General features: G+C 37.3%; 8 protein-coding genes and 2 pseudogenes. 6 read left to right on the forward strand and 4 right to left on the reverse strand.

Annotated elements, in window-relative coordinates:
• Positions 1-358: 358 nt before the first annotated feature.
• Together F6K27_RS30850 and ctpB are read right to left on the reverse strand one after the other, a co-directional pair.
• Positions 359-1,065 (reverse strand): annotated as a pseudogene (locus tag F6K27_RS30850) (IS1 family transposase).
• A gap of 38 nt (positions 1,066-1,103) precedes the next feature.
• Positions 1,104-2,390 carry a carboxyl-terminal processing protease CtpB gene (gene ctpB / locus F6K27_RS30855; RefSeq protein WP_287279645.1) on the reverse strand — a complete coding sequence of 429 codons (1,287 nt, stop codon included), beginning with the start codon at positions 2,388-2,390 and terminating at the stop codon, positions 1,104-1,106.
• A gap of 559 nt (positions 2,391-2,949) precedes the next feature.
• Here ctpB and F6K27_RS30860 point away from each other — a divergent pair.
• The 4 genes from F6K27_RS30860 to F6K27_RS30875 all read left to right on the forward strand — a co-directional run bounded on the left by F6K27_RS30860 (position 2,950) and on the right by F6K27_RS30875 (position 5,857).
• Positions 2,950-3,756 (forward strand): hypothetical protein, encoded by an 807-nt coding sequence (locus F6K27_RS30860; RefSeq protein ID WP_192901186.1) that lies wholly within the window; start codon positions 2,950-2,952, stop codon positions 3,754-3,756.
• A 243-nt stretch (positions 3,757-3,999) separates the two neighbouring features.
• Positions 4,000-4,722: a Uma2 family endonuclease gene (locus F6K27_RS30865; RefSeq protein WP_287279646.1), complete on the forward strand. Its 723-nt coding sequence runs from the start codon at positions 4,000-4,002 to the stop codon at positions 4,720-4,722.
• Between the two features lie 263 nt (positions 4,723-4,985).
• The gene (locus F6K27_RS30870) at positions 4,986-5,681 is read left to right on the forward strand and encodes a YdcF family protein (protein ID WP_287279647.1); all 696 of its coding nucleotides are present in this window, start codon (positions 4,986-4,988) and stop codon (positions 5,679-5,681) included.
• Between the two features lie 38 nt (positions 5,682-5,719).
• The gene (locus F6K27_RS30875; protein WP_287279648.1) at positions 5,720-5,857 is read left to right on the forward strand and encodes a hypothetical protein; all 138 of its coding nucleotides are present in this window, start codon (positions 5,720-5,722) and stop codon (positions 5,855-5,857) included.
• 244 nt (positions 5,858-6,101) lie between these two features.
• Here the strand turns inward: F6K27_RS30875 and F6K27_RS30880 are convergent.
• Positions 6,102-7,580 (reverse strand): annotated as a pseudogene (locus tag F6K27_RS30880) (RecQ family ATP-dependent DNA helicase).
• A 22-nt stretch (positions 7,581-7,602) separates the two neighbouring features.
• On the opposite strand from F6K27_RS30880, the gene F6K27_RS30885 reads away from it, so the two are divergent.
• Positions 7,603-7,749, forward strand: a complete 147-nt coding sequence (locus tag F6K27_RS30885) for a hypothetical protein (RefSeq protein WP_287284758.1) — start codon at positions 7,603-7,605, stop codon at positions 7,747-7,749.
• A 996-nt stretch (positions 7,750-8,745) separates the two neighbouring features.
• Positions 8,746-9,603 (forward strand): alpha/beta fold hydrolase, encoded by an 858-nt coding sequence (locus tag F6K27_RS30890; protein ID WP_287279649.1) that lies wholly within the window; start codon positions 8,746-8,748, stop codon positions 9,601-9,603.
• Positions 9,604-10,185: 582 nt separating this feature from the next.
• Here F6K27_RS30890 and F6K27_RS30895 read toward each other — a convergent pair.
• Entirely contained in the window at positions 10,186-10,578 is a 393-nt protein-coding gene (locus F6K27_RS30895; protein ID WP_287279650.1) for a peroxiredoxin, read from the reverse strand.
• Positions 10,579-10,708 lie beyond the last annotated feature (130 nt).

Genomic DNA, 10,708 nt, shown 5'->3' on the forward strand with positions numbered 1-10,708 from the left:
TTTAAAGTGCGCAGTTTTTTGTCAACTTCAACTGGTTCTTTCTGGATTTTTTTCTCCTTGTTTTTCAAATCCGATACAGATGCGTAGTTGAAAGTCAACTATTAACCATCTCTGTTGAATCCCCCCGTAGGTTTTTGAGAGTTCTTGATAGCTATATCCTTAATTGATTGATGCTCTTGACAGGAGTTTAATTCCTCCTGTGTTTTCCGCTGCTAACAGAACTTCCTAGTTCACCAGGAATACTCATTTCACATACTTTTTTATGTTCTATCAATTAATTTGTTAGCTAAAATTCTGATGATGATTTATGTATTCTTTTGTACTATGATTAAAGTGCAAAATGTAGTATAGCAATGATCTAAGTGAGTAAACTAGCATTATAGTGATCAACAAAATACCAAATTGCACCAATATGATTGTCGAGAGATTTTGAGAATGATCAAGTTTTACTTACTCAGCTGGAAACTCTTTGACGTCAAGTATGATTGAATCGTTCAATATAACTTGTATCACCAGTTTCTTGGCCAACCCCACGGTGACGCTTACTGGGTAATACTTGTGAGTAAGCTGGCCCAAAATCGGTGTCACAAATAGCCCATTGACGGTAAACTGGAGCAAGTGAATGCCACAATTGCTTTGCTGATTGGCTAGTGCGATCACCAATATATAATCCCATAATTTCTCCTGTTCTGGCCTCAATCGCAAGCCAAATCCATTGTTTTTTTGCTTTTGACCCTACATCTGACCACATTTGATCCATCTGGACAATTAATCGACCTGGTTTTTTTTAGTCACCTCAACTTGTTTGGGAACCTGGTAGTATTTCTGATTGACATAGTATTGAAGCCAAGGTGACGAAACTCCAGTTACGCGAGCGATGGCAGCCAGCGACATCCTTTCCAGTAGAAGTTGATTGATGAATTCACCTGTTGAGTGATTAATGGGTTGTCGGGTTGGGCTTTCAACAAATTGTCGCCCACAATTGTTGCATTTGAATCTTTGTTTCCCGTAGTGAGTATGTCCATTTTTTACAAATTTTTGGGAGTTACATTGAGGGCAAGGCATATTTCAATCTGGATGCAACAAAGCCGATTATATCATTACTATGCACCACTACCCAATATTTTATTTTTCAATAGATTTACCGCTCTAAAATAATAAGGGTCTGATATTGTAGCGATCACGCCTGGTTGCCGATATAAGCGCCGTTTTTGAGAATCTGTCAAATTTATACTTACGTCAGGAGTAACACCTTTTTTACTAATATCAGTTCCTTTAGGAGTGTAATAGTGAGCAATAGTTACTGCTAAACCCGAACCATCTGATAAAGAATGCACCGACTGTACTAAAGCTTTACCAAAAGTTTGATCTCCCATAATAACAGCACGACCATTATCTTTAAGTGCCCCTGCTAGAATTTCACTAGCACTAGCTGAGTCACCATCTACCAAAACGACTATTGGTTTATCAGTTAAAGCTGAACGGTTTGCCCGCAATTCTTGCTTTTCTCCATTACGGTTAACTGTGCTAACAATAGCACCTTGATCCATTAACATCCGAGCAATATCTATACTAATGCGCAATAAACCGCCTGGGTTGCCCCGCAAATCTAAAACATAACCATCAGCATTTTGATTATCCAGATTTTCGATCGCTTTCTGCATTTGTTCTCCAGCGTGGGCACTAAATTCTTGTAAATGAATATAGCCAATACGTTTATTCCCTTCACGCTTAAGCTCGTAACGAACTGCTTGTAATTCTATTCTCGCCCTGGTTAAAGTTACATCAAATTCTGTTTCTCCAGAACGCATGACTTGCAGTACAACATCTGTACCCACATCACCTCGAATTAGTTTTGCTGCTGCTGATACACTCAAACTAGCAGTAGGTTTGCCGTCAATTTCCAGGATTTGATCTCCTGGTAATAAACCTGCTTTCATAGCTGGAGAATTTTCTACAACGTTCACTACCGTAATTACTTTGGTCAGCTCATCCTCCTTTAGCTGCATTCCCACTCCAGACATTTCCCCTGATGTTTGATTAGTCAAAGTTTTGAACTGCTGCGGGTCTAGAAAACGAGTATATGGGTCATTAAGTTGATCTAATGCTTGACGTAATGCTTCATAAGCTTGTTCGCTAGAAGTATAGTTTTTCTCTAACAAAGTTTGCCTAGTCGCTTGCCAATCTGTCTGATTAAAACTACCATCAACATAGTCTCGATTGACAATTTGCCATGCTTCATCCAGAACTGCTTTCGGGCTATTTTCTAAATTTGCCTCAGCAGGCTTACTCAGGGTAGGGGCCAATAAAGATAAAGCTGTGGTTGTAGCGATCGCTCCACTGTACAAAATGGCTTGAAGGATGGAGTTGCGTTTTGAGGCTGAGTTCATTGAATTTTTTTAGTAGTTGGACATTTCTTGATATTGACATTCCCACTAATTTATGATATATGGGATAGTATTTTTTTGAAAGAAGTCTAATATACTACAATATTAGCTGAATATATTTATTATTGTATCTATAGTGACAAGGGAATTTATTGTCTAGTCAAATTTTACCGTTACGACTATTGTCTCTAACTCTATATTTGAGAAGAGTTAAGTAATTAAAATAAATTAACTGATAATCCTCTTACCGAAAAATTGTGGTTTAAAGCTTCCCCTTTTAAGGGGATAATAAAGAAAAATTTTCATGATTAGTCAATCCTATCCGTTTTAAAGGAGAGGTAACTATTAATTATTAATTGTTGAAAGTACTTTTTAGGATGAATAAGTACAGTTTAACTTGAAGTAAAGAAGGAAGAGGGAAAAAAGATGATTAATTTTCCTGCTTTTTTATTCCTATTCTATGTTGCTAAAAGCCGGATCGACTTGTAACTAAATTAAGTCGAAAACTACTGTAATTTTTGATCTCTCGCTCGTTAGTTTTCTTTACATAAAAATTTAAGACATGATGGAAACAAAAGCCAAAACCTCAAATTGGCTAGGTTCATTCGTAAATCTAGCCGTTTTCATAACAGCTTTAGGAAGTATAATAACTTTACAAGTATTCTGGCCTTCAGAAAATTCTCCCTTAAAAGAGAAAATCGTTTTAGATTTGGCAGAAGCAGTAGAAGCTGAAGAAAAAGAAGCTCTACAGCTAAAATTATTGAAGGCATCTCCAACTTTTGGATTTGATAATTTGATTGCAGATTGGGTGTTTCTCCAATTTTTGCAATATTTCGGGGACGACACTGCCAGAAATCAAACAGGTTATTCTCTTAGTGAAGATTACTTTGATATCATCACCCGCTTAGATCCAAGATGGGTTGATACATATCTATTTGTGTCTAACTCTTTATCTATATATGAAGGTAAACCAGAAGTCGCGGTAGAATATATGACTCGTGGTACCGATGTACTTTCTTCAGAAATAGATCCGAAAGCTTGGCAAGTATGGAGATGGAAAGGTATAGATCAATTACTGTTAGTAGGTGATATTCCTGGAGCAATTGATTCTCATGAAATGGCAGCTGAATGGGCTGAAAATACATCATATCAAAGCTTAACATCTCTGTTTAGACAAACAGCAGAATTTCTGAAGCGAGACCCCGATAGTAAATTAATCAAGTTTAATGCTTGGTTGTGGGTATACGGTCAAACAAGAGACCAAAGAGTACGCGATCGCGCTCAACAAGAAATTCTCAAGCTTGGAGGGAAAGTAGAAATCGATCAAAATGGAGAAATGCGTTTTGTCTTACCAGAATCTTCTGAATAACTGTGGTGATTAATAGACATAGGTGCGAAAATAATGTAGGGAGTTCCCTAAGAATTTCACTATTGTATTGTAAGAGAAAGTTTTTCAATCAGATTCCATGAGGACTTAAAATTATATGAAATATAAAAAATTGTGCAAATATTCGAATCTCCCCATCTCCCCATCTATTTTTAAATAGAACCCATTTGGGATCTATAATAATACAAATACAGTCCACCCTTAGCCATAAGATAGACACTAAAAATGGTTCTACAAATAAAATCCACTAAACCAGAACCAACAGTAACTTGGAAAGCACTACCAGCAGACTTTACCTTACCAGACGACCCAGTGGAAAATATTCAACAACCTATCCTTGCTGCTGCTCTGACTGATGCTTTGGGAGCTGCATTGCTCATTCAACCTCAAATGCTCATTGGTTCAAATTTCGGATTAGTAGCCACTGTCAACAAAAAAATAGTTGTCAAGGCTCCCGATTGGTTTTATGTCCCCCAAGTACAACCAGTGGCAGAGGGGTTAATTCGCCGTAGTTACACTCCCCATCTAGAAGGCGCTCCTGTAGCTGTAGTCATGGAGTTCCTCTCAGAAACAGAATGTGGGGAACTATCAGTGCGTTCGACTCCACCATACGGCAAACTTTACTTTTATGAACATATCCTCAAAGTACCAACCTATGTAACTTATGACCCCTACGAAGGGAATTTAGAGGTGCGCAGTTTGCAGGATGGAAAGTATTGCTTCGAGTCAGCTAATGAGAATGGACATTTTTGGATACCGGAATTAGACTTGTTCTTGGGAATTTGGCCAGGGGAAAGACTAGGGCAAAATATTAGCTGGCTTAGATGGTGGGATAAGTCCGAAAATTTGTTGTTGTGGAGTAGCGAACAAGCCGAACAGGAAAAGCAACGGGCCGAAAAATTAGCTGCTAAATTACGCGATTTGGGTGTCGATCCAGATTCGCTCTGATATAGGAAATTATATCTGATTCATCAATAGTTATAGCGTTATGGGACGGAAGTGAGGGAATGGGGAAGTGGGGGAAGTGGGAGAGTAGGGGAATAGGGAGCATTTTTCTACCTTTTTTCCCTATTCTATTTCTGAATTTCCTGACTTCTATGCCAAAAGCACATACCATCTACAAGGATATCAAATGGGTTCTATAAAAAATAGGAAACAGGAGGAGCAGTGGGCAGATTAGAGGTAAGCTCAAATAACCCGCTATAATTTCTATGACAGGAAATCCAAACATTCGTGGCAATCAGAAAATCAGGAAAATATTGCTGTTTTTGCTTTTTTCTATACTTTCTAGTCTATTAGTGTGGTTGGTGGGAAGTACTATTTCACTCCAGTCTGCAGCAAAATCTCCTGTGGATACTTATTTAGTTTTAGGTGGGAGTATTAAACGGGAAATTTATATTGCTCAAGTGGCTAAACAATATCCTCAGACCCCAATATTAATTTCTGCTGGATCTAAAGACCCTTGTCTTGTGGGATTATTTCAACGGGAAAATGCTCCTGTAGAGAAGGTTTGGTTAGAACATTGCGCTAAATCTACTTTTGGTAACTTCTATTTTACTTTGCCAATTCTCAAGAAATGGGGAGTGGAGCATATTAAACTGGTAACATCTCCTACTCATTTACCCAGAGCTAAATGGTTAGCACAGATTATTTTGGGTGCTAATGGAATATGGGTAGAAACTGATATTGTTGAGGAAATAGGGGTGCCTGGTAATAGAGAATCTCATCTCAAGACTGGTTTAGATGTAATTCGTAGTTTATTTTGGGCTGTGGGAAGTAAGATAATAGAACCAAAATGTGCTGATGTGCTAAAATTGACACAGGTGAATATGACGCAATGGTGCAAGGATGGTTTTCGCTGCGAGCATCAAGCAAAATTGAAGTCTGAGTCAATTTGTAGGAAATAGCTTTACATCATGTTCGTTTGAATACTTATAAATAACGATTGAGGAGTCAGGAGTCAGGAGTCAGGAGTCAGGAGGGAAGAAGAAGGAAGAAGAAGGAAAAATCTTGTGCTTTACCTAATAATAATAGGACTTACGCAGATACGCTATATATAGCAGTCGAAACTATTGTCCAATAGTTAATTGAATCTATACATAGTGCCTTTGCGTAAGTCCTGAATAATTAAGATTTAAGGTTTCAGCCTGATTAGGTTGAAAAAAAGTGCCAGCTTTTCGGTCAGTAAAGCTGAAAAAACTAGCATTTTGTGCAAGAGTTGGGGAGAACAATCTTGGGACAAAACTTAGCTCCTACCTCCTCGCTCCCAAGCCATTTCTCCTGTCTCCTGTCTCCTACTAAAAGACTTTTTCAGCAAACCCTAATTATCAATTGTTGAATATTTTTCCTCTTCCTTTTCTAATACAGTTATCGCAGTGACCGCAACGCATATTCTGAGCTTCTTTAGAAAAGCCAAATGCTTGTAGTAAAAACTGCCATTGACATTTGCTAGTGGTGAAATATCTATTTGTTTCCTGAATACCGGAATTGTAATCTAAGGATAATATTTTGCCAGTACCAGACTTATTCATAATATAGTTAAAGGGATCGCGCCATCTCAGTTTTCCGGAAGAGTGCAAGATAGATAGGGCGATCGCTGCATCAGGAAATTCATCGGTTACAGTATCAATATTTCCTGTAGTTGGCAGTTGTTTGATTAATTTTTGGGCTGTTTGATGTTGCGATCGCAACTTATCCACTAGAAATTTTTGTCTTTGCTTATCCTCTGGGTCTAACCAACCAGTAGGTTCGCTGACTAATGTTAAAGCTTCCGCAGGTTTCCCATCTCTACCACCTCTACCGACTTCTTGAATATATTCAGACAAAAGTGATGGTGCTTGAAAATGTATTACCCACCGTACATCTGGTTTATTTATTCCCATACCAAAGGCAGATGTACAGACCACAAAGTTTATTTCTCCACCTATCCAAGCTTCCTCAATATTTCTTCTTTCTTCAGCACTTAAACCTGCGTGATCAGCTGTAGTTTGATAATCTTTTTGTCGTAATATTTATGCTAAGTTTTCACTGTCTTTTCTCGTTCTAACGTAAATTAAACCTGCCTGTTTTTCTCTAGTTTTGATCAACTTAAATAACTGTTGACGGCGACTTCTGGGAGTACAAATTTTTTGAATTTTTAAATATAAATTATTTCGGTAGGGGCTAAGTAAAAATGGTTGTGGGTTTTGCAGTTGTAAAGTTTTTTTAATAATATTTTGGGCTTGGGGATCGGCAGTGGCGGTAAAGGCAGCAATAGCAATCTTAGTACTTGGAGTTTTAGATTTAATTAGTGCTGAACGTACTGCTCCTAAACGGCGATAAGCAGGACGAAAAGTTTCTCCCCACTGTACTAGACAATGAGCTTCATCTAATATTAAACCGTTGATTTTTATCTGGGGTTGGCAGAGTAAGTTCCAAACTTTTTTATTAAATAATGTTTCTGGGGAAAGATAGAGTAATCTTAGTTTATTTTGTTGTAATTCTTGGAGGGTTTTTTGTTTTTGGGTATTGGGAATTTGACTATCGAGAAGAGAGGCAGGTAGTGAGCGATCGCGCAATTCTTGAACTTGATTTTCCATCAGTGCAACTAAGGGAGATATTACTAAAGTTAAGCCTGTTTTTCGTAGAGCTGGTAGTTGAAAACAGATTGATTTTCCCCCTCCAGTTGGCATGATTATTAAGGCATCTTTTCCTTCTAATAAGCAACTAATTATTTCTCCTTGTTGTGGTCGAAAATTATCATATCCCCAGATTTTGCGGAAGGCTTCGCTGATGTTATTCCAAGAGGTTTGTTCGGAACTATTCATGGTTTAATATTGTTTTTTTCTGATGTTTGAAGTTGTAGGGTTATTAACGAAGTCAGAAGTTAACCCACCCCTAACCCCTCCCCAACCCACCCCCGCCCCTCCCAGGAGGGGAGCTAGGAGATTTGAGCAAGCCTCCAAAAATATTTCGCCAATCAAGGCGGGGTGTTAGACCCAATTATTTTGATAAATATTAATTTCTTTCATTTTAGGGTTTTTTATGTTGAATAAAACATCATATATACGGGCAAGTTACATCCACTAACATTATACTATCAAAATTTTTTTGGGAATGCAAGCTCTTTTTTGATTCGGCGTGGGATTTTTTGCTTTGGTGCTTCAGAAAATGTTTTTTTCCCTGGGGTAGCTTTTGTGGGCATTGGCGATCGCCTGCCTGTTCTATGTTGAACAAAGCATCATGTGTACGGGCAAGTTACATCCACTAACATTATACTATCAAAATTTTTTTGGGAATGCAAGCTCTTTTTTGATTCGGCGCCGACTTTTCCTGGAGCTTAATAAAATGAAAATATTTTGTGGGTGAGTTACTTGTCAGGGATGGTTATGGTTGACTCTACTCAGTTTATTTAAAACCTATTTAGGGTTTGCGTATGGAAAGTCTTTTTGCTCTTTGTAGGGACCCACCCCTCGCCCCTCCCTGGAGGGGAAAAAGGGAGTAGGGAGTAGGGGCGAACGTAGAAGAAATGGGGATTACAGAGTCAGTGGCCATTCATAATAGTCAGAGTAATTTTTCTGCTCTTGCTGCCCGAAAATCCTCACTTTTTTAACAATCGCTTTTGAAAAGCTCATACTTTTAATAGACATAATTTGCCTAAAACCAATATCAGTCAATGCGCGCGATATTTAATCAGCAAGCCCTATTTATTTTATGTGAAGTGGCGCAGAATTATGAAATTTATTAACTGGTCTATCTCGATTTACAGTCAACTCTGATGATTTTAAGAAAAGGTAATGATTAATTATTAATTGTTGAATTAACCGTACTAATACTAATTCTCAAAAGCAATATGATACATCAATTTATTTATCAATGAGTTGTAGAGAAAAATGGTTTTTTGCCTCTAGCAATTAATTTTGCTAACCAAATTTTATCAACGCTATTTGTGATAATATTTAATTGCCAAATATTCAATCATCATATTTAACTATGCTTTATACTCGCAAAACTTTAAATTTACCTGATATTCAACTTTCTTACTTGGAGTGGCAGTCAGAGGAAAATAAAGATAAAAAACAGCCACTTTTACTATTACATGGTTTGGCAGATTTAGCTTTAGTTTGGTCAAGTTTAGGAGAGTATTTAGCGGATAAATATCATATTGTTGCACCAGATATGCGTGGTCATGGAGAAAGTGAAAAACCAGAAAGTGGGTATACTTTCGAGAAAACAATTACTGATTTAGAGGCGCTTATGGAGCATTTAAACTGGTCTTCTGCTCATATTTTAGGTCATTCTTGGACGGGAAAATTAGCTTGTATTTGGGCAAGACAAAATTCAGAAATATTTAAAAGTATGATTTTGGTAGACCCAGTTTTTATCGGCAAAATGCCAGGATTAATTAAAGTTACTTTTCCTATTCTTTATAGGACTTTAGAAACTTTAAAAGGTATGGGTCCGTTTGATAGTTTCACTGAAGCAGAAACTCAAGCAAAGCAGTTAGGAAAATATGCTGGTTGGAGCGAATTTCAACAGATGGTTTTTCAGGAAAGTATGGAGGAAAAAGCTGATGGTAAGTGGGGAAGTAAATTTGTTGTACCTGCAAGGAATGAAATATTTGAAGAGGTGATGCAGGTGTCTGGTTTAACAGAATATATTGATGTGCCTACCTTATTTATTCAACCGGAAAAAGGTGTAAATAGAAGTGAGTTGCAAATTAAGCCTTATCGGAAATATTTAAGGAATTTAAAAATGGAAAAAGTTCCGGGAAATCATTGGGCATTTTTGGTAGATCCAGAAAAATTTAATCAGACAATTGGGCATTTTTTAGAGTTTTTTGAAATCTGAAAAAATCAGCAGTAAATTGAGGTAGCATAGTGTCTAATATTATGTTTGTAGTTTGGCTTTAGCCCTAAGACAAGTATTTAAAGGGATAGAACAAAACTATAGAGAGAAATTTTATTATATAGCTATAAGCATTTCCTACGGAATGCTACACAAACAGCTATCAGCTAGAGTCAAAACTTTTAACTGTAATGTTTTGAAGTTTCTTAGCTGTCCTCATCTTAATGCGTAGTGCTATAATACCATCTTCGGACGTGTCAGTTATAAATAAAATTTAAGAACTGACAGTACCGAAGAAATACTGAAATTGTTTTTACTTTTCTACCTTCCTTTTTTCTTCCCTCCTGACTTCTGAGTCCTGAGTCCTGACTCCTCACTAAGTTATTTATAAGTATTCAACCGTTAGCGTAGCTCCCCCGGAGGGGGAACATGATATAACTCATTATCCAAAAATAATATAACTAGGGTGAAAATCTATAATCAAATATTCTATCTTTCTTAAATATTAAATTCGTTTTGGGCATAAATAATGAGCTTTTAAAATATGTAATTGCTATGACTGTTAAGCTGATTATTGACTAACTATTACACGAGATTATTTCGTAACCAATCAATTACATCATCAGGATTTCTATCAGGCGGGAATACTGGATAGAAAACTTTGATAATTTTTCCTGCTTGTGCAATTAATGTAACTCTTTTGAGTAGTTGCTTTCCTTCTATTTCAAATATTGGCAATTTTAACGCTTGGGAAAAGTTTAAATCACTATCACTCAGAAGTTCAAAAGGTAAATGAAGTCGCTTCGCTGCTTCTATCTGATATTCAATTTTTTGTGTGCTGAGGCCAAATACTTGCACTTTGAACTCTGTTATTTCTTGGTGGTGGTCTCGAAAAGCGCATGATTGATGGGTACATCCTCTTGCTCCAGGAATTTTGTCCCATTGTTCGGGTAGTAGAATACCTGGTTGACCAGTCATATCATGTCCGGTAGCATCGTTTGTGTATAATAGAGGAGGAAGAAAAATAATTGCCCGGAGCGATATTGCTACGCAACGCTACCGCGATCGCTACTCTTCAAGCACTTGACAAATCATCAGTAGGCCACCA

Origin of the sequence: Okeania sp. SIO2F5, from assembly GCF_010692685.1 — a bacterium.
GTDB classification, from domain to species: domain Bacteria; phylum Cyanobacteriota; class Cyanobacteriia; order Cyanobacteriales; family Microcoleaceae; genus Okeania; species Okeania hirsuta.